This is a genomic window from Streptomyces sp. NPDC086777 (genome assembly GCF_040702065.1).
Classification (GTDB): Bacteria; Actinomycetota; Actinomycetes; order Streptomycetales; family Streptomycetaceae; genus Streptomyces.
In genome coordinates this window covers 20,683-38,671 of sequence record NZ_JBFBJI010000055.1, presented here as the reverse complement: position 1 = coordinate 38,671, position 17,989 = coordinate 20,683, and the positions used below count along the sequence as shown (strand labels likewise).

18 protein-coding genes are annotated in these 17,989 nt (G+C 72.7%); 3 read left to right on the top strand and 15 right to left on the bottom strand.

What is annotated here, in order from left to right; all coding sequences use genetic code 11:
* The first annotated feature begins 30 nt into the window (after window positions 1-30).
* Window positions 31-636, top strand: a complete 606-nt coding sequence (locus tag AB0472_RS42220; protein ID WP_366364692.1) for a class I SAM-dependent methyltransferase — start codon at window positions 31-33, stop codon at window positions 634-636.
* Between the two features lie 69 nt (window positions 637-705).
* Here AB0472_RS42220 and AB0472_RS42215 read toward each other — a convergent pair whose 3' ends face one another.
* A complete protein-coding gene (locus AB0472_RS42215) occupies window positions 706-1,020 on the bottom strand; it encodes a hypothetical protein (RefSeq protein WP_366364691.1) in 315 nt (104 codons plus the stop codon).
* Window positions 1,017-2,732 (bottom strand): MFS transporter, encoded by a 1,716-nt coding sequence (locus AB0472_RS42210; RefSeq protein ID WP_366364690.1) that lies wholly within the window; start codon window positions 2,730-2,732, stop codon window positions 1,017-1,019. The genes AB0472_RS42215 and AB0472_RS42210 overlap by 4 nt, the downstream gene beginning before the upstream one ends.
* Window positions 2,733-2,798: 66 nt before the next feature.
* Between AB0472_RS42210 and AB0472_RS42205 the strand changes: the two genes are divergently transcribed.
* On the top strand, window positions 2,799-3,287 hold the full coding sequence (locus AB0472_RS42205) for a MarR family transcriptional regulator (RefSeq protein ID WP_366364689.1): 489 nt from the start codon (window positions 2,799-2,801) through the stop codon (window positions 3,285-3,287).
* Window positions 3,288-3,371: 84 nt separating this feature from the next.
* On the opposite strand, the gene AB0472_RS42200 is transcribed toward AB0472_RS42205, so the two are convergent.
* Genes AB0472_RS42200 through AB0472_RS42170 form a run of 7 tightly spaced genes read right to left on the bottom strand, consistent with a single transcriptional unit; the run spans window position 3,372 to window position 10,230 of the window.
* Window positions 3,372-4,508 carry an alpha/beta hydrolase gene (locus tag AB0472_RS42200; protein WP_366364688.1) on the bottom strand — a complete coding sequence of 379 codons (1,137 nt, stop codon included), beginning with the start codon at window positions 4,506-4,508 and terminating at the stop codon, window positions 3,372-3,374.
* Window positions 4,501-6,048 (bottom strand): long-chain fatty acid--CoA ligase, encoded by a 1,548-nt coding sequence (locus tag AB0472_RS42195; protein WP_366364687.1) that lies wholly within the window; start codon window positions 6,046-6,048, stop codon window positions 4,501-4,503. Before AB0472_RS42195 ends, AB0472_RS42200 begins: the two co-directional genes overlap by 8 nt.
* Complete coding sequence (locus AB0472_RS42190) at window positions 6,045-6,998, bottom strand: aromatase/cyclase (RefSeq protein WP_366364686.1); 954 nt, start codon at window positions 6,996-6,998, stop codon at window positions 6,045-6,047. Before AB0472_RS42190 ends, AB0472_RS42195 begins: the two co-directional genes overlap by 4 nt.
* The gene (locus tag AB0472_RS42185; RefSeq protein WP_366364685.1) at window positions 6,995-7,252 is read right to left on the bottom strand and encodes an acyl carrier protein; all 258 of its coding nucleotides are present in this window, start codon (window positions 7,250-7,252) and stop codon (window positions 6,995-6,997) included. Before AB0472_RS42185 ends, AB0472_RS42190 begins: the two co-directional genes overlap by 4 nt.
* A gap of 10 nt (window positions 7,253-7,262) precedes the next feature.
* Window positions 7,263-8,504 carry a ketosynthase chain-length factor gene (locus AB0472_RS42180; protein WP_366364684.1) on the bottom strand — a complete coding sequence of 414 codons (1,242 nt, stop codon included), beginning with the start codon at window positions 8,502-8,504 and terminating at the stop codon, window positions 7,263-7,265.
* Window positions 8,501-9,772, bottom strand: a complete 1,272-nt coding sequence (locus AB0472_RS42175; RefSeq protein WP_366364683.1) for a beta-ketoacyl-[acyl-carrier-protein] synthase family protein — start codon at window positions 9,770-9,772, stop codon at window positions 8,501-8,503. Before AB0472_RS42175 ends, AB0472_RS42180 begins: the two co-directional genes overlap by 4 nt.
* 14 nt (window positions 9,773-9,786) lie before the next feature.
* On the bottom strand, window positions 9,787-10,230 hold the full coding sequence (locus AB0472_RS42170) for a nuclear transport factor 2 family protein (RefSeq protein WP_366364682.1): 444 nt from the start codon (window positions 10,228-10,230) through the stop codon (window positions 9,787-9,789).
* A gap of 129 nt (window positions 10,231-10,359) precedes the next feature.
* Between AB0472_RS42170 and AB0472_RS42165 the strand changes: the two genes are divergently transcribed.
* Window positions 10,360-11,160 carry an SDR family NAD(P)-dependent oxidoreductase gene (locus AB0472_RS42165; RefSeq protein WP_366364681.1) on the top strand — a complete coding sequence of 267 codons (801 nt, stop codon included), beginning with the start codon at window positions 10,360-10,362 and terminating at the stop codon, window positions 11,158-11,160.
* A gap of 71 nt (window positions 11,161-11,231) precedes the next feature.
* Here the strand turns inward: AB0472_RS42165 and AB0472_RS42160 are convergent, their stop codons facing one another.
* The 6 genes from AB0472_RS42160 to AB0472_RS42135 form a co-directional block, all read right to left on the bottom strand.
* Window positions 11,232-12,380, bottom strand: a complete 1,149-nt coding sequence (locus AB0472_RS42160; protein ID WP_366364680.1) for a hydrolase — start codon at window positions 12,378-12,380, stop codon at window positions 11,232-11,234.
* 50 nt (window positions 12,381-12,430) lie between these two features.
* The gene (locus AB0472_RS42155; RefSeq protein WP_366364679.1) at window positions 12,431-12,955 is read right to left on the bottom strand and encodes a flavin reductase family protein; all 525 of its coding nucleotides are present in this window, start codon (window positions 12,953-12,955) and stop codon (window positions 12,431-12,433) included.
* Complete coding sequence (locus tag AB0472_RS42150) at window positions 12,952-14,661, bottom strand: tryptophan 7-halogenase (protein ID WP_366364678.1); 1,710 nt, start codon at window positions 14,659-14,661, stop codon at window positions 12,952-12,954. The genes AB0472_RS42155 and AB0472_RS42150 overlap by 4 nt, the downstream gene beginning before the upstream one ends.
* A 91-nt stretch (window positions 14,662-14,752) precedes the next feature.
* A complete protein-coding gene (locus AB0472_RS42145; protein ID WP_366364677.1) occupies window positions 14,753-15,382 on the bottom strand; it encodes an antibiotic biosynthesis monooxygenase in 630 nt (209 codons plus the stop codon).
* 51 nt (window positions 15,383-15,433) lie between these two features.
* Window positions 15,434-16,345, bottom strand: a complete 912-nt coding sequence (locus AB0472_RS42140; RefSeq protein ID WP_366364676.1) for an MBL fold metallo-hydrolase — start codon at window positions 16,343-16,345, stop codon at window positions 15,434-15,436.
* A gap of 136 nt (window positions 16,346-16,481) precedes the next feature.
* Window positions 16,482-17,975 carry a cation:proton antiporter gene (locus AB0472_RS42135; protein ID WP_366364675.1) on the bottom strand — a complete coding sequence of 498 codons (1,494 nt, stop codon included), beginning with the start codon at window positions 17,973-17,975 and terminating at the stop codon, window positions 16,482-16,484.
* Between the last annotated feature and the right edge of the window lie 14 nt (window positions 17,976-17,989).

Below are 17,989 nucleotides of genomic sequence, written 5' to 3'. Positions count from 1 at the left end.
CCGGCACGCCGCCGCCCTATAGTTCGTCGCATGAGTCGCTGGCACGAACTGACCGGTGGGACGTCCGGACGGGAGTACGCCGCACGGTTCGCCGCCGTGGCCCGGACCGGCAAGGACGTGCACGGCGAGGCGCGGTTCTGCACGGCGCTGGTGCCCGCCGGAGCGCGTGTGCTGGACGCCGGGTGCGGCACCGGACGGGTCATGATCCGGCTCGCGGAGCTCGGCCACGACTGCGTCGGAGTGGACCTGGACGCGTCGATGCTGGCGGTGGCGCGGGAACAGGCGCCGGACCTGCCCTGGTTCCAGGCGGATCTGACGGAGTTCGAGCCCCGCGGGCTCGGCATCGCGGCCGACTTCGACCTCGTGGTCGCCGCGGGCAACATCTTCCCGTTGCTCGCCGCCGGCACCGAGGCCGCGGTGACCCGACGCCTGGCCGCGGCCCTGCGCCCCGGCGGCCTGCTGGTCGCCGGATTCGGCCTGGACGAGGCCCATCTGCCCGTGCCGCCCGGTATCACCCTGCCCGAGTACGACGACCACTGTGCCGCGGCCGGCCTCACCCTCGTCGACCGCTTCGCCACCTGGGACGCCGACCCCTATGACGGCGGCGGGTACGCCGTCAGCGTCCACCGTCGCTGACCCCCGGCCTCGCGGCGGCCCCGGATCCGGTGGGGGAGAGGCCGGATCCGGGGGCTGGTGCGACGGTGGTCAGGCGATCTGCAGCAACCGCGGGACGATCACGTCGCGGACGTGGTCCTGGACGGTCTGCATGGGGACGCGCTGCGCTTCGAGGACCACGGTGCCGTGCGGGGCCGCGTGCCGGCGCACCGGCGGCCGGGACTCCCACTCGACGCCGCTGCCGACCAGAACGGCGATGAACCGGCCGGTGTCCAGCAGGGAGAGGGCCTCCGCGTCACGGGTCACGCCGACCGCGGTGAAGCCGTTGGCCTCGATGATGTCGGTGGAGGCGTCGACCAGGTGCCGCTCGCGGCCGAGGACCAGGACGTTCTTCTCGTTGCTCATGCCGTCACCTCGGTGGGTTCGGTGCTCACGGCGGTCGCGTCGGCGGGCCGCGAGTGCTTGGGCAGGGTCAGGAAGCCGGCGGCGGCGATCACCAGGATGCCGGCGTCCAGCAGCAGGACGGTTCGGAAGCCCGACGAGTAGCTGACCGAGTCGGCGCGGGCGACGGCCCGGCCGAACGCGGCGGCGGTCTTCGGGTCGCTCCTGAGGCAGTCGGCCGGCACCCTGCTCGGGTCGACCGAGTCCGCGCGCTGCCGCACACAGCTGCGGAAGTCGTCGAGGAGCCGGTCCTGGGAGGTGACACCGGCACCGCCGAGCGCGGACTTCAGTACGGGGGTGGCCTCGTCGGTGGCGTGCCCGGCGGCGTTGCCGACCTGGGCGAAGAAGATCACGCCCGTCAGGGCGACACCGAGGGCCATGCCGAGCTGCTGGACGGTGTTCAGCAGGCCGGAGGCGTTGCCCGCCTGCTCGCCGGGAACCTGGCCGAGGAGCAGATCCAGGGTCGGCGCGACGATCAGGCCGAAGCCGATGCCGGAGACGATGTGCACCGGGATGATCTGCCAGGACGCCAGGCTGTGGCCGTAGTGGGCGACCAGGACGGCGAAGGCGATGAAGCCGATCGCGTTGACGATGCCGCCGGCCACCAGCACGTTGCGGCCGAACTTGGGGACCAGCTTGTCGGGGGCGTTGCCGGCGCCGATGCCGACACCGATGGCGAAGGTGGCGGCGGTCAGGCCGGCGTGCATCGGCGTCCAGCCGAGGCCCTGCTGCAGGAAGAGCGTCCAGACGAAGAAGAACCCGCCCACCGCGATCCAGAACAGGAACCACACCGCCATCCCGACCGAGAACGACCGGGAGCGGAACACACCGAACTCGACCAGCGCGGAGCCGACCTTGGCGAAGCGGCGCCGCTCGTAGGCGAGGAAGACCGCGAGCAGTACCAGGGCGCCGGCGAGCATGCCGTAGGTCCAGGCGGGCCAGCCCAGGCGGCGGCCCTCGGTGAGCGGGTAGACCAGCAGCACCACGGCGGCGAGCGCCAGGGGCATGCCGAGCAGGTCGAGTTTGGGGCGCTGAGGGGCGCGGGACTCGCTGATCACCAGAGCGCCGGCGATCAGCGCGGCGATCCCGACCGGGACGTTCACCAGGAAGATCGGGCGCCACTCCCAGCCGAAGAGGTTCCACTGCACGAGCAGGCCGCCGAGGGCGAGGCCGAAGACCGCGGAGGAGCCGGTGACCGCGCCGAAGACGGCGACCGCCTTGCCGCGCTCCCCGGGCGGGAAGACCACGTGCAGGATCGCCAGGATCTGGGTGACCATCAGGCCGGCCGCGGCGCCCTGGACGAACCGGGAGACGATCAGCATCTCGGGGTTGACCGCGACGCCGCACAGCAGTGAGGCGACGGTGAAGCCGCCCATGCCGATCAGGAAGACGCGCTTGCGTCCGAAGATGTCGCCGAGCCGCCCGCTGAGGATCAGCAGCGCGGCGAAGGAGAGCACGTACGCCGCGATCACCCACTCGATCTGCGCGTAGTCGGCGTGCAGGTCGCGCTGGATGCTCGGGACGGTGACGTTGACGACCGTCGTGTCGACGAGGTCCATGAATCCTGCGATCAGGACGACCGCGAAGGCCAGCCGGCGCTTCGGGTCGGGTGCGGCGCCACCCGGGGATTCCTGCGGCGGGGCGCCGGGCGTGGTTGCGGAGATGTCTTGAGTCACGGAGCCAGTATGCACTTCGAGTGACTATCCCTCAAGGTGATAATTCAGTGGGGGTATCATGACGCCGTGAGTACTCAACTGCTGTTCGACCACCCCGCCTGCGTGATGACCCACCTCAGCGCCCACGTGCAGGAGCAGCTCGTCGACGTGCTCGCACCGCTGGGTATCCACCCCCGCCAGTTCGGCCTGCTCAACCTGCTGACCGAGGAGGACGGCCGCAGCCAGCACCAGCTCGCCGGACCGCTGAACGTGCACCGCAACGTGATGGTCGGCCTGGTCGACGAGCTGGAACGGCGCGGACTCGTGGAGCGCCGCCGCCACCCCACCGACCGCCGTGCCCACGCCGTCCACCTGCTCCCGGCCGGCCGCAGCCTGCACGCCGAGGCCGAGGCGCTGGTCAGCGGCTTCGAGGACCGGCTGCTCGGCGGGCTGGAGCCGGACGAGGCGCAGACCTTCGTCGCCCTGCTCAAGCGGGTCTTCGTGCACGCCGGACTCGACCACGACCTGCACCCCGGACTGCTCGCGTCCGGTCCGGCCCTGACCGAGGGCCGCTGACGAAGGCGGTTCCCGGGCCCGGTGGTGCCCGGCGGGACACGAAGGGCCCGCCCGGCCGTTCGCCGGGCAGGCCCCTCGCCGTGGTCAGGCGCGGCCGGCCAGCCGGTCCGTGACCAGGTCGGCGGTGCGCAGGGTGTATGAGTTGATCAGGTTCAGGCTGGTGTGCGCCTCCCTGGGGTGCACCTCGAGCGTGTGCCGGCCCGACCACGCCCGGTCGAGGTCGTACAGGCCCCCGACCGGGAAGATGTCGTCCAGCGCGCCGGACACACTCAGCACCTCGGTGGCCGGTGCCGGGCCGGGCTCGATCGCGAGCTCGTCGAAGCGCGGCTGCAGGTCGGCAGCCGGCCCCGCGCCGAAGGCGAACCGGAAGTTGTCCTTCAGCCGCCGTGGCAGACCGTCGAACTTGGCGAGCGCGGGCCCGCCGCCGAAATTGACGACGCACCGGAAGTGCTCGCCGAGTTCCCGGGCCACCCGCAGCGCCAGATAGCCGCCGAAGCTGATCCCGGCGAAGGCCAGCCGGTCGGCGGCGATCCCCGGTTCGGTGCGCAGCCTCTCCAGCAGTTCGGCGACCACCCGCTCCATCTCGACCAGCACCGGGGTCCGGCCCAGCCGCGACCCCTGGCCCGGTCCCTCGAAGAGCACGGCGGCGATACCGCGCTCCAGGTAGGCCTCGGCCAGCGCCACCACCTCGACCTCGGTGGCCGAGTCCAGGCCGTTGGAGACCACCACCGCGGGCAGCGGCTCGCCCGACGCCCGCATCGCCCCGGTGCGCAGCACCCAGTAGCCCGCGCCGGTGCCGGGCAGCGCCCCCTCGGTGACGTCGAGGTCGGTGCCCGCGAGACTGCCCAGGAAGCAGTCCCGGATGCGCTGCCGCAACCGCTGCTTGACGGCCCGGTCGTCGAAGTACTGGAACTCCGCCCAGTGGTAGGCCGCGGCGGCGCCACGCAGAGCGCGGCCGCGCCCGGCCGTCGTACCGGACTCCTCGGCGAGGGCGGTGTACTCCTCGGCCCGCGCGGTCCAGCGCTCGCGCCAGAGGTTCCAGAACCCCGCGGAGGCGAGGTCCAGGTCGTCGGCCGGGAAGCCGTCCAGGGCCGCCGCGATGTCGCCCCAGTGCACCTGCGGGGCATAGCGCGCGTTCAGGAACATCAGCCGCGGGAAGAGGTAGCCGAGCGCCCGGTACACGTGCTCGGGCACCCGCAGCCGCTCCGTGGTCTCACGCATCGGAGCCGCCCTTCAGCAGCACGACCCGGGCCGGGTCGACGCCGGCGGCCACCTCGCCGCGCATGATCTTGCCGTTGGCGCTGCGGGCGAACGGCTCGGGGGTCGCCCAGATCCGGTCCGGCCACTTCTCCGGTGCCAGCGAGCCGCGCAGTTCGGCGGTGACCAGTGCGCGCAGCTCCTCGGCGCCGTGCAGGCCGATCGGACCGCACAGGCAGGCGACCGGCAGCTCGTGCGGGCCGTCCGGGTTCGGCAGGCCCGCCAGCACCACCTCGTCCGCTCCCGGGGTGCCGGCCAGCACCGCCTCGACCTCCTCGGGGTAGATGCGGTGACCGTTCTCGCTGAGCAGCACCCCGGCCAGCCGGCCCTTGAGCACCAGGTCGCCGTCAGGGCTCCACTCGGCGAGGTCACCCGTGCGCAGCCACGCGCCGACCGGTTCGACCACACCGGTGGCGACGTCCACGTACCCCTCCATCACCGATTGGCCGCGGACCAGGATCTCGCCGACGCCGTCCGGGTGGCCGGCCACCGGCTCCAGCCGCACCTCCAGGGAGTCGTCGGGCCTGCCGATGCAGTAGACGTGCTTGAGGTGGCGCGCCTCGGCGTGCCCCTGCTCGGCCAGGAAGCAGAACGGGCCGTAGGTCTCGGTCAGTCCGTAGCCCTGGATCCAGTCGCAGCGCACCAGCTCGCGGCCCTGTTCGAGCACCGTCCGGGGAACGGCGGCCCCACCGTAGGAGACCACCCGCAGGCAGGACAGATCGTCCCTGCCCGCGCCCGCCGCGGACACGAACTGCTTGAGCGCCACCGGGCGCAGCGCCAGGTGCGTCGCCCGGTGGCGGGCCACCTGGGCCGGCCACTGGCGGGGGTCCGGGGTCTCCGGGAAGACCACGGTGCCGTCGTGCAGCAGCGCACCGAAGGAGTTGATGACACCGGTGGTGTTGTTCATCAGACCGGTCATGAAGATCCGGGCGGTCGGGCCGTAGCCCATGGTGCGGGTGACCCAGCCGATCCGGGCACAGATGTGCGCCTCGCCGATGCTGATCGCCTTCGGCTTGCCGGTGGTGCCGCTGGTGAACAGCACCAGGAAGTGCTCCACCGGCTCGGGGTGGCGTATCTCCAGCTCCGCCTCGGGCGCCTCGCCGGCCGGGAACGGCAGCTCCACCACGCCGGCGCAGCGCTCGCGCAGCACGTCCAGGCCGGTCCGGTCCCGTTTGAAGTGCACCACCGCGTCGGGCCCGGCGGCGTCCGCGACGGCCAGCCACTCGGACAGCGCCGCCGCCTGCAGTCCGTAGGGCATCAGCAGGTGCAGACCGAGCGAGCTGGCCGCGGCGAGGAAGAACACCGCCTCCGGCCCGTGGTCGAGCAGCGCCAGCACCCGCCGGCCCGGGCCCAGGCCGCGTTCCAGGAGCTCGGCCTGGGCCCGGGCCACCTCGTTGCGGACCTGACGCCGGGTCAGCGAGAGTTCGCCCGCGACCATGCACACCCGGTCGGCGTCGGTGCCCGGCGAGAGGGCGAGGCCGGCCAGTTTCCGCGTGGGGTTCATGGGCGCCGCACCACCGATGCCGCGTATGCGCACGCCGCCTCCATGGTGGCCCGGCTGTTGGCGCCGAGTGTGTCGCGGACGTGTGCGCACGCCTGCTCGAAGGTGGTGCCCGCGCCGAGCGCGAGCGGCACCGCGGCCGGGTCGACCGCCACGGTGTGGTGCGAGACGATCACGGTGTCGCCGCCCGACTTCTCGAACTCCCACAGACCGCTGTGCCCGGACAGCAGGGCGGGCAGCACGGTCTGCTTGTAGGAGATCCGCTCGCCGGGCACGCACAGCCGGATCGAGGCGGTGGTGTGGCTGCGGCCGTCGGAGGTGAGGGTGTCCATCTCCATCACCTGCACGCCCGGCGGGTCCTCGGTGAGGTCGACCCGGCCGACGTGCGGCAGCCGCTCGGGCCACAGGTCGCAGCGGTTGACGAAGTCGTACACGTCGGCCGGGTCCGCGCCGGGCGCCGCCACCCGGTCGTGGAACGAGAAGACCAACTGGTCCAGGGGATAAGGGCGTTCGGCGAAGTCGCCGAGCGCGGTCAGCTCCTCGACGCTGTTGCGGTCCACGGCCCGGGCGATCCAGTCCAGCGCCCGGGGGTCGTCGTCCACGGCGGTGAAGGCGTGGGTCAGCACGATCCGGGTACGGCCGTCGCCGGCCGGGCGGAAGGACCACTCGCCGGACATCGCGGCGACCGGCGCGGTGGACCGCTCCTGCCGGAAGGAGATCCGCAGGGCCCGGGGGTCCAGGGAGCGGCGGGAGGTCCAGGTCGCCATCGTGCCGTTGGTCCGCGCCCACAGCTCGATCCGCTCGTCGGCGCCGTCCTGCTCGATCCGCCCGGCCCGGACGCACGGCCCCAGCAGCACCGGCCAGCGGCTGACGTCCGCGACCAACGCGTACAGCCGGTCGGCGGGAGCGCGCACCTCCCTGCTGTGCTCCGTCTCTCGGGTGAGGGGGCTCATGCGGCCGTGGCCTCCTTCGCGGAGCGGACCAGCTCGGCCAGCTCACGAGGCGTGCGGGCCTCGAAGAGCAGCTCGTCCGGTATCAGCACGCCGAACTCGCTCTCGATCGCGGTGGCGGTCTCCATCAGGGCCAGCGACTCGTAGCCGAGCGCGTCGAAGGAGGTGTCGGCGAAGTCGGCGTCGGCGACCCCGGATTCGGAGGCGCCGGCGCTGGCGACGATGACACGGCGGATCTCGTCCACGGTGATGTTCACAACTGTCTCCTCAGGAAAGGTCGTTGGCGGCGTCGGCGTCCCAGGCGCGGACGACGACGGCCGAGTTGAAGCCCCGCAGGCCGCGGGCGACCACCAGCACGGTGCGCACGGTCGCCTCCCGGGCCCGGTCGCGGACGAGGTCGATGCCGTACTCGGCGGGCACCTCGCGGGTGCCGGGGGTGGGCGGGATCAGTCCGTCGCGGATCGCCAGCAACGCGACGGCGGTGTCCAGCGAGCCGCCGCCCGCGTAGGTGCGGCCGGACCCCGCCTTCGGGGCGGTCACCGGCACCGCGCCCGGCCCGAACACCTCGCGCAGTGCGGCCGCCTCCGCCCGGTCCAGGTCGGGCACACCGACCGCGTCGGTGAGGACCAGGTCGACCTGACCGGCCGTCACCCCGGCGTCGGCGAGCGCCGCCTCCACGGTGCGGCGCAGCGCCGGAGGACGGCCGGAGCCGGGCACGGGGTCGAAGCCGCTGGCGTAGCCGGCGATCTCGCCGAGGATGTCCGGGGCGCCGCGGCGCAGCGCCGCCTCGGCGTCCTCCAGCACCAGCAGCGCGCCGCCCTCGCCGGGGACGTAGCCGTCGGCGTCCCGGTCGAAGGGCAGGTAGGCGCGGCCCGGGTCGGTTCGGGTGGAGAGCCGGTCGCCGGCGATCTGCGCAGCCCACCCCCAGGGGTCCAGCGCGGAGTCGACGCCGCCCGCGACCACCAGCGGAGTGCCGCGGCGCACGGTCCGCCGGGCGTGGCCGATCGCGTCCAGGCCGCCGGCCTGCTCGGTGACCAGGGCGCTGGAGGGGCCGCGCATGCCGTGCCGGATGGAGATCTGCCCGGTGTTCACCGCGTAGAACCAGGCGAAGGACTCGTAGACGCTGACCGTCTGCGGGCCCCGGGTCCACAGTTTGTGGAACTCCCGGTGGGTGAACTCGAAGCCGCCGAGGGCGTTGGCGGTGACCACGCCCATGTCGTAGTCGACCAGGCTGGCCGGGTCGACCTTGGCGTCCTCCAGGGCCCAGCCGGCCGCGACCAGCGCGTACCGGGTGGAGACGTCGGTCTGCGGGAGCAGCCGGTCCGGCAGGTGGTCGGCCACGTCGAAGCCGCGGATCTCGCCGGCCAGCTTGGCCGGGTACTTCGCCACGTCGAACCGGGTGAGCTCGCCGAGGCCGTGGCGGCCCTCCCGGGTGGCGGCCCAGAAGTCCTGGGTGCCCAGCCCGTTGGCGGCGAGCGCGCCGATCCCGGTGACTACGGTCCTGGTCATTCCTTCTCCCCGGTCGGGCGCCGCAGCACCATCGCGGTCTGGAAGCCGCCGAAGCCGCTGCCGACCGTGAGCACGGTCCGCACGTCCAGTTCGCGCGCGGTCAGCGGCACATAGTCGAGGTCGCACTCGGGGTCGGCCTCGTGCAGGTTGGCGGTCGGCGGCACCACGCCGTTCTTGATGGCGAGCGCGCAGGCGGCGATCTCCACCGAGCCGATGGCACCCAGCGAGTGGCCCACCATCGACTTGATCGAGCTGACCGGCGTGCGGTACGCGTGGTCGCCGAGGGCACGCTTGACCGCGGCGGTCTCGTGCCGGTCGTTCTGCTTGGTGCCGGAGCCGTGGGCGTTGATGTAGTCCACGTCGGTCGGGGCGACGCGCGCCTGGTCCAGGGCGACCCGGATCGCCTCGGCCATCTCCCGGCCGTCCGGCTTGAGGCCGGTCATGTGGTACGCGTTGCAGCGGGTGCCGTAGCCGCTGACCTCGGCGTAGACCGGGGCGCCCCGGCGGCGCGCCGACTCCAGGGTCTCCAGGACGAACATCGCGGCGCCCTCGGCGAGCACGAAGCCGGTGCGGGAACGGTCGAACGGGCGGGAGGCGGTCTCCGGCTCGTCGTTGCGGGCGGTGGTCGCCTTGATCGCGTCGAAGCAGGCCACCACGATCGGCGTGATCGGGGTGTCCGTGGCGCCCGCCACGATGACGTCGGCCGACCCCTCCTGGATCAGCTGCAGGGCGTGTCCGACCGCGTCCAGGCCGGAGGTGCAGCCGTTGGAGACCAGCGACACCGGACCCTCCGCGCCGACCTTCCACGCCACCTCGGCCGGCATCACGCTCGGCGCCAGGTAGTCGAACATGTGCGGTGACAGCCACTCCTCGCTGTCCACCAGCCAGTCGCGGCCGGAGTCGGACAGCACCAGGTACTCGCGCTCCAGGCTGGTCGCCGCGGCCACCGCGCTGCCCAGGGTGACCCCGATCCGTGCCGGGTCGATGCCCGCGAAGTCCAGACCGCTGTCCCGCACGGCCTCCTGGGCGCAGACCACGGCGAACTGGGTGGCCCGGTCCATGCGCCGGATCTCCCGCTGGCTCAGCCCCTCCCACACCGGCTCGAAGTCCGCCTCGCCGGCGATCTGCGACCGGTACGACGACGGGTCGAAGAAACTGATCCTGCGGGTCGCGGTACGTCCCGCGGTGAGCAGGTCCCAGAACTCCTTGGTGCCCCGGCTGCCCGGGGCGCGCACGCCGATGCCGGTGATGACCACTCGTCGGCTCATCACAACCACCTCTCTCAGAAACCGTCGTGGTCGACGAGCCGCTCCTGGTTGTGCAGCCGCCCGCCCTCGCGCACCAGGACGTCGCGCACCACGCAACTGCGGACCAGCTCCGGACCGTTGCCCGGCCGGGTGGTCAGCACCAGCGCGTAGCAGGTACTGCGGAGCCTGCCGTCGCCGAGCCGCTCCACGTCGACCATCGTGAACATGTGGCGCCGCTGCTGCGGATCGGCGGTGAACCGCTCGCGCACCTGGTAAAGGTCGGACAGGATGCCGGCCCTGGTGCGCGCCGGCTCCCGGCCGGGCGTGTGGCCGAACACCGCGTCCTCGGTGAAGGTGGCGGCGTACTCCTCCACCTTGCCCGCGTCCAGCGCCTGCATCTGGCGCGCGTAGTACTGAAGAACCTCTGCGTACAACTCGGCGCTGATGCCGGTCGACTCCATCTCCTCGGACTCCTTCACGCGGCTGTTGATTGCGCCCAGTCTTCAAGCGCGTCCAAGAGCCCCGGTCGAGGCGGGCTCGACGCCCGCCCCGCGGGGCTGGAGCGGGGCTCGACCGGGGCGCGAGCCGCCGCGGCGACGGTGGTGTGCATGAACGCATCCACTTCCACCGACAGCGGGCGTCCGGTCGCCTTGGTCACCGGCGCCACCAGCGGCATAGGTCACGAGATCGCCCGTACGCTGGCCCGCCAGGGCCACGCCGTCTACCTGTGCGCCCGTACCGCCAAAACCCTCGAGGACACCCTCACCGAGCTGCGCGCCGAGGACCTCGACGTCGACGGCAGCACCTGCGACGTCACCTCGTCCGAGCAGGTGCGGGCGCTGGTCGACGCCACCGTCGAGCGCTACGGGCGGCTCGACGTGCTGGTCAACAACGCCGGCCGGCCGGGCGGCGGCGCCACCGCCGAGGTCCCCGACGACCTGTGGTTCGACGTGATCAACACCAACCTGAACAGCGTCTTCCTGGTCACCAAGGCGGCGCTCACCCGCGGCGGCATGCTGGAGCGCGGTACCGGACGGATCGTCAGCATCGCCTCCACCGGCGGCAAGCAGGGCGTGGTGCACGCCGCGCCCTACACCGCCTCCAAGCACGGCGTGGTCGGCTTCTCCAAGTCCCTCGGCCTGGAGCTGGCCAGGACCGGCATCACCGTCAACGCGGTCTGCCCGGGATTCGTGGAGACCCCGATGGCCGAGCGGGTGCGTGAGCACTACGCCGGGATCTGGGGTGTGGACGAGCAGGAGGCGCACAGCCGGATCACCACCCGCGTGCCGATCGGCCGCTACGTGGAGCCGAGCGAGGTGGCCGCGATGGTCTCCTATCTGGTCTCCCCGGGCGCCGCGGCCGTCACCGCCCAGGCGCTGAACGTCTGCGGCGGCCTGGGCAACTACTGATCGCCACCACGTCAGGGCGCCGGGACCTCGACCGAGGTCCCGGCGCCCTGACGTGGCACGGGCGGCCCCGTTCAGGCCTTGAGCACCTGGTCGACCCAGCCGCGGGCGGCGGGCTCGAACTGCAGCGCCACGTGGGTGGAGATGGCGGTGACGTCCCGCCACAGCCGCTGCATCGAACCGGAGACCGCCTGCCCGCGGGTGCCGGACTGCCGGAACAGCCGGTCGACCGCGGTCACCGACAGATCGACGGCCAGGGCACAGTCCCGCAGGTTGCGGGTGGTGTCCAGCGGGTGGGTGGCGGCGCCCTCGTCGGCGAGCCGGGCGGCCCGCTCCAGCAGCAGCCGGGCCGCGTCCACCTCGCCGGCCGAGCGGGCCAGTGCCTGCTCGGCGGAGCCCCGCACGCCCTGCACACCGGTGGTGCCGGGCAACTGCGGGGCATGGCCCGCCTTCTCGGCGAAGTACACCGAGAAGGTGCGGACCATGCCGAGGGCGGCGCCGACCGCCGGCGCGGCGAACATCAGCCCGTTGACCGCCTGGAGCGGGGCGCGGTGGCAGGCCGCCGGCACCCCGCCCCAGGCCTCGGCGGTGCGCCCGGCGAACAGGTCGGCGCGGTCGAAGGAGAGGTGCTCGGGCACGAACACCTCGTCGAGGACCAGGGTGTTGCTGCCAGTGGCGGCCATGCCGACGCTGTGCCAGGTGTCCTCGATCCGGTACGCGGAGCGGGGCAGGGCGAACAGCCGCGCCTCGCTGCCCGTCCCGGACTCCACCAGGCCGCACACCAGCGCCCAGTCCGAGTGGGCGACGCCGCTGATGTACGGCCAGCGGCCGGCGACCAGCCAGCCCCCGGCGGCGGGCCGGGCGGTGCCGAACGGCGTCACGGACCCGACCAGCACCGTGTCCGGGCCGGCCGCCCAGATCCTCGCCTGGCCCTGCTCGGGCAGGAACGCCCCCGCCATCCGGGCGATCGAGGCGATCAGCGAGGCACACCAGGAACTGGCCGGGCACTCCTCGGCGATCACCTGGACGGCCTCCACCAGTTCCGTGAAGGTACCGGCGGTGCCACCGACCGCCGCGGGGGCGAAGTGCCGGGCGAAGCCCGCCCGGACGATCTCCGCCAGCACGGCGGGATCGAGTTCTCGGGCCCGTTCGGCGGCCTCGGCCCGGCGGCCGGCGGTCGCGGCGATCGCGGTCGCGGCGGTGTACAACCCGGCGGTGGGCATCGGTCTTCTCCTCACTACTCGGGTACTGCTCGGGTGCTGCCGGGGTGCCGTCAGGAGGCGGCCGGCAGCCGGTGGAAGGCGTTGCGGAAGAAGGTCAGCGGCCCCGCCTCGCGCTGCACGGCCAGGTCGATCACCTCGCCGATGACGATCACGTGGTCCCCGCCGTCCACCTCGCGGTCGATCCGGCACTCCAGATAGGCCAGCGCGTCGGGGAGCACGGGCACGCCGGTGATCCCCGGCCGGGTGGCGGCCTTCGCGGTGTGCCGGGTGTGCCGGCTGGCGAAGGACCGGCACAGCTCCTCCTGGTCGGCGGCCAGGATGTTCACCGCGAAGGCACCGGTCCGCCGCAGGACCGGCAGTTCGTTCGAGTCGTGGTGGATGCAGACCAGGATCAGGGCCGGGTCGAGCGAGACCGAGGTGAAGGAGTTCACCGTCAGGCCCGCCGTTCGCCCGGTGCTGCCGCTGGTGATCACGGTGACGCCGGTGGCCCAGTTGGCGCAGACGCTGCGTAGCGCCTGCGGGTCCACCAGGGCCGGGTCCGGCTGCAGCAGGCCCGCCGCGTGGCGCTCGCTCATGCCGCACCGTCGAGCAGCGGATCGGCGAACAGGCCCTGGCTGCCCTCGGAGATCTCCTCCGCCTGGGCCGGCGTCAGCAGGACCGGCCCGGTGTACAGGCCGTCGCGCTCCCAGTCGTCGGGACGCAGGCTGATCGCGTACGGGTTGACCGGCACCTCCGGATCCGGGGTGATGCCGAGTCCGCGGGCGGCCCGGTGGAAGACGGCGACCGCCAGCGCTTCGGCGACCCTGACGTCACGGGAGATCTCGGCGGCCAGTTCGTCGTCGGTGTAGTCGACCACGAGGGTGGCGTGGCTGTCCTTGACCGCCTTGGCCGGCACGTAGGCGTTGGCCGGGCCGTCCGTGACCACCTTCTCCAGCTGGTTCCAGTCGCGGAAGACCTGCTGGACCCGGTCGTTGACCGCGTACAGCTTCTCGAGGTCGCCGTGCACCCGCCGCATGAACGCGTAGTCCAGGAAGCGGTTCTTGACGAAGACCAGCACCACGCCGACGTGGTTGAGCATGGCGTCCCAGCACAGCTTGGGCACCATCACCGCGGGGTTCCCGAAGGCCGGGTAGTGGTCCTCGACCTTGGAGAGCACGAACCGGAAGGTACGCAGGTGGAAGTCGTTGTAGAACTCCAGCCGCTCGGCGATCTCCTCGCCGGCGAAGTCCCTGACGACCAGGTCGGTGGTGACGCTGTTGCCGTAGCCGATCATGTCCGAGCCGGGTGAGTAGAAGGCGTCCACGAAGGCACCGGCCTCGCCGACCAGCATCCAGCGGTCCGGCGAGTACACCCGCTCGGTGCCGAAGGCGAAGTCCTTCAGGGTGATGAAGTCCGCGATGTCGCCGGTGCGGCCGTCGACCACCTCGGCGAGCTGCGGCTCGTTCGCGCGCAGCCACTCCTGGACCTTCTCGAAGGTCCGGATCTCGTCGTACGGGTGGATCCGCGGGTCGGCGCAGACGCCGACCGAGATGTGGTCCGAGCCCAGCGGGATCAGCCACACCCAGTAACCCTCGCCCATCAGGTGGTTGGTGGAGAACTTGCGGATGCCGGTGCGGTTCATCCGCTCCATCCACCGCGGGTCGTCCTTGCCCCACTCCTCCAGGTCGATGCCGCCTGAGAGGCGGAACCAGGAGGCGTTGATGGTGTGCGACACCTCGCGGGACAGGCCCAGCTTGCGCTTGACGAAGTGGGCACGGCCGGCCGCGTCGACGAGCCAGCGGGCGCTGATGGCGCGCGGTGCGCCGCCCTGCGTGTAGGACACCGTGTGGTCCGCGTCGCCCTCGCGCAGTTCGACGTCGGTGATCGAGGCGCCCTGGCGCAGGTCCACGCCGGCGTCCAGCGCCATCCGGGTCAGCTCGTTCTCGAACCGGCCGCGGTCGATCTGGTAGTTGTCGTGCGCCGGGAACTCCCGCGGGCCGAGCTCGATCCGCCTGGTGAGGTCCTGGTTGCCGCCCGCGGGCTGGAAGAACCGCAGGCCGTTCTTCTTCAGATGGAACTTCTCCAGGTGCTCCTTCATCGCGACGATCTCGGCGAAGTAGTGCGCGCCCGCCGGCACCGTCGACTCGCCGACCTTGAACGCCGCCTCCGGCGCCAGGCCCTCCCGCTTGTCGAGGATCACCACGTCCGTCTCCGGACGGGCGTTCTTGAGCTGGACCGCGAGCGTGAGACCCGCGAGCCCGCCGCCGAGGATCACCACATCGGTCGTAGCCTGATCCACCATCGCTCCTCCTGCTGGTTACAAGTCGTCAAGAAGTCTGTGGGGGCGTTCTCGCGGCCCGCTCAAGGCCGCGTGGAAGCCGGCCGGCCGAGGATCAGAGCACCTCGGCGACCACCTCGAACAGGCCCGGATTGGCCGTGGCGTACGGCGGGTTGACGGCCTTGCGGGCCTGGAACTCCGGGTCGGCCTGCAACGCCTTCCACACCTCGACACTGGCGTAGTGCGCGACGTTCACCAGCGGCAGCGAGGCATCGGCGACCGCCCGGTGCATGCGGAAGTCGACGAAGCCCGGTGACTCGCTGGCCCGCTGCGCCCGGGGCCGCCAGGAACCCAGGAACTCCTCGACCCGCTCGTTCGGCAGCTCGAAGAGGTTGACCATGGTCACGCCGGCGCCGTCCGGCCGCTCCTCGGACGCGGCCTCGGCGATCACCCGGTACACGCCCCGGTGGACGGTCCTGGCGTACTTCTCCGCGCCCGGTCCCTCCTGCTCGCCGGCCACCGCGGCGGCCAGGTCCGCGGCGTCCGCCCAGTCGGCTACCGCGACCAGCTGGAAGCGGTGCTCGGCGCGCAGCGCCCGGTGCAGGCGGGCGCCGCGGAAGCCGGGTGCGGTGCGCAGCCGTTCCAGGTGCGCGCGCCAGCCCTCGATGAACTCCCCGGTGTTCTCGACCGGCGCTTCGAGTACCGCGACCAGGGTGACCGGGCCGCTCTCGTGCTCCGTGCTCACGTGTCCGTCCTCTCCCCGCGGGGCGTCCCGTGGGAGTCGTCGTCTGTGTCGTCAGGCGTGGCAGGCGGGGAAGCCGCCGTGCAGCTCCGCCATGCCGCGGACCATCTCGTCGACGCCCGCGAAGTCCTCCGGGCGCCCACCGCGCAGTTCGCCGTAGGCGCGGTACAGGTTGGGCACCAGCCGTTCGGAGTCCAGGAACCCGGTGAACTCGCCGAGATCGGCGGCGCGGGCCACCGTCAGCGGGTCCAGCCCCTCGGCGAGGCCGGCCCGGGCCAGGTCCAGCAGCCGGGCCAGGTAGCGTTCGGTGGTCTCCAGCAGCTCCGGGCCGCCGACCGGTCCGTGCCCGGGCACCACGGTGACGGGTTCGAGCGCCCGCAGCCCGGCCACCGCGTCGCGCAGGCCGCCGACCGAGCCGGTCAGCACGAACGGGGTGACCGCGTTCATCACCAGGTCGCCGGCGAAGAGCACCCGGCTGTCCGGCAGCCACACCACCGTGTCGCAGGAGCTGTGCGCCGGGCCGAAGGCACGCAGCCGCGCCTCCCGTTCGCCGATGCGGAGGGTGAGCCGGTCGGCGAAGGTGATCTGGGGCGCGGCCGGTTCGACCGCGCCCCAGTCCACGTCGGGCCACAGGGTGGTCAGGTGCAGTCCGGTGCGGACCGCCTCCTGCCGCGTCCGCTCGGCCGCCACCACCACCGCCTCGGGGAACAGGTGGTTGCCGAAGGTGTGGTCGCCGTGCGCGTGGGTGTTGACCAGGAGCCGCGGGAGCCGCGGCGCGGTGTCCGCGACCAGCTCGCGCAGCCGTCCGGCCCGGGCCTCGGTGGCGGCGGTGTCGATCAGCAGCGCGGTGCCGGAGTCGACCACCAGCCCCGCGTTGTTGAGGCACCATCCGCCGTCGGGCTGCAGGAAGGCGTGGACCCCTTCGGCGATCTCTTCGAGTCTCGGTGCACCGGTGAAAGCTGCCATACGGCCACTGTCGTCCGGGGCGCTCGACGGCCGCTCGAAGCGGCCCCGGCTGCCACGCGGGGCGGCACCGGGGTCGGCCCGGCCCACCTCGCGGGCGCGGACGCGGACGCCGCGCGCGAAGCCCCCGTCCCGCTTCTCACCGCTGACGGGACCCGGCCGTCTGCTGGGCCTGGGCGGGCACTTCGGCGTGGGACAGGCCGTCCTCGGGGGGCGCCGGGAGCCGGTCGAGCCGCAGCAGACGGAGCAGCGGATCGGTCGCCACGGTGGTCACGAGGGTCATCACCACGAGTACCGCGAACAGCCGCGAGTCGATCACTCCGAGGGAGAGGCCGACATTGAGCACCACCAGCTCCGTCAGGCCCCGGCAGTTCATCATCACGCCGAGCCCGAGCGACTCCTGGTGGCCCTCGCCGGCCAGCCGGGCCGCCGCGAAGGTCCCGCCGATCTTGCCGGCCACCGCCACCAGCAGCACGAGCGCGAGCACGCCGAGCGCGGACAGCGAGAAGACCGACTGCAGCCGGGTCTGCAGGCCCACCGCGGCGAAGAAGAACGGCAGCAGCAGCCACAGGGCCAGGCCCTCGGTCCGGTGCGCGAAGTCCCGCACCGTCCGGGAGGACCGTGGCATCACCACGCCCGCCAGGAAGGCGCCGAAGATCGCGTGTACGCCGAGCACGTTGGTGGTCACCGCGCAGACCAGCACGAAGAAGGTGATCAGCATGCCGATCGGCAGCACCCCGTCGCGTCGGCTCTCCAGCACCCGCAGCACGTGCGCCAGCGCCGGGCGCACCGCGAACCACAGCACCGCGGTGAAGGTCACCACCTCGGCCACGGCGACCAGGACGCCCAGTGGCGAGTCGTTGCGCACCTCGGCGACCACCACGCCCAGCGCGCACCAGGCGGTGACGTCGCCGACCCCGGCCATCGCCAGGCCCATCGCGCCCAGCCGGGTGCCGATCAGCTCGCGGTCGGACAGGATCCGGGCCAGCACCGGGAACGCGGTGACCGACACCGACAGCGCCACGAAGAGCAGGAAGGGCGCGGTGCGCACCCCGTCGGGCTGGTAGTCGCCGCGCAGCCGCAGGGCGACGAACATGCCCAGCAGGAACGGCACCGCGAGCGCCGCGTGCCCGGCGGAGAGCACCTTGCCGCCGAGTCTGCGCAGCATGGTCAGGGGCATCTCCAGCCCGATCAGGAACATGAAGAAGACGACGCCGACCTGGGCCAGGGTGTTCATGACCGGCGTCACCGTCGCGGGGAACACCTCCTTGGAGACACCGGGGGCCAGCGCCCCGAACACCGAGGGACCGAGCAGCAGGCCGGCCAGGATCTCGCCGACCACCGGCGACTGGCCGACCGCACGGGCCGCCAGGCCCAGCAGCCCTGCTGCCGCGACCACCACGGCCCCGGCCACCAGCACCTGCCCGGCCAGGTCGGCGGGCTCGGTCGGCTTCGGTGCTCCGGCGGTCTCCTGCACCGGGTGACCGACGCCGTGTCTCAGCATCAGGAGTGCCAGCGCCACCGGTATCAGGACCAGCAGGCCGTAGCCGAGCACGGCACGTGCCGTGCCGCGGGAGCGGGGCGGACCGCCCTCGGGGTCTCCCGCGGCGGACAGGGACGGATCGTGCGCCATTGCCAGGGTTCTCC

Coding starts and splice junctions, on each gene's coding strand:
- AB0472_RS42220 (WP_366364692.1), top strand. CDS start 31: ATGAGTCGCTGGCACGAACTGACCGGTGGGACGTCCGGACGGGAGTAC.
- AB0472_RS42215 (WP_366364691.1), bottom strand. CDS start 1,020: ATGAGCAACGAGAAGAACGTCCTGGTCCTCGGCCGCGAGCGGCACCTG.
- AB0472_RS42200 (WP_366364688.1), bottom strand. CDS start 4,508: ATGCGTGAGACCACGGAGCGGCTGCGGGTGCCCGAGCACGTGTACCGG.
- AB0472_RS42195 (WP_366364687.1), bottom strand. CDS start 6,048: ATGAACCCCACGCGGAAACTGGCCGGCCTCGCCCTCTCGCCGGGCACC.
- AB0472_RS42190 (WP_366364686.1), bottom strand. CDS start 6,998: ATGAGCCCCCTCACCCGAGAGACGGAGCACAGCAGGGAGGTGCGCGCT.
- AB0472_RS42180 (WP_366364684.1), bottom strand. CDS start 8,504: ATGACCAGGACCGTAGTCACCGGGATCGGCGCGCTCGCCGCCAACGGG.
- AB0472_RS42175 (WP_366364683.1), bottom strand. CDS start 9,772: ATGAGCCGACGAGTGGTCATCACCGGCATCGGCGTGCGCGCCCCGGGC.
- AB0472_RS42165 (WP_366364681.1), top strand. CDS start 10,360: ATGAACGCATCCACTTCCACCGACAGCGGGCGTCCGGTCGCCTTGGTC.
- AB0472_RS42160 (WP_366364680.1), bottom strand. CDS start 12,380: ATGCCCACCGCCGGGTTGTACACCGCCGCGACCGCGATCGCCGCGACC.
- AB0472_RS42155 (WP_366364679.1), bottom strand. CDS start 12,955: ATGAGCGAGCGCCACGCGGCGGGCCTGCTGCAGCCGGACCCGGCCCTG.
- AB0472_RS42150 (WP_366364678.1), bottom strand. CDS start 14,661: ATGGTGGATCAGGCTACGACCGATGTGGTGATCCTCGGCGGCGGGCTC.
- AB0472_RS42140 (WP_366364676.1), bottom strand. CDS start 16,345: ATGGCAGCTTTCACCGGTGCACCGAGACTCGAAGAGATCGCCGAAGGG.
- AB0472_RS42135 (WP_366364675.1), bottom strand. CDS start 17,975: ATGGCGCACGATCCGTCCCTGTCCGCCGCGGGAGACCCCGAGGGCGGT.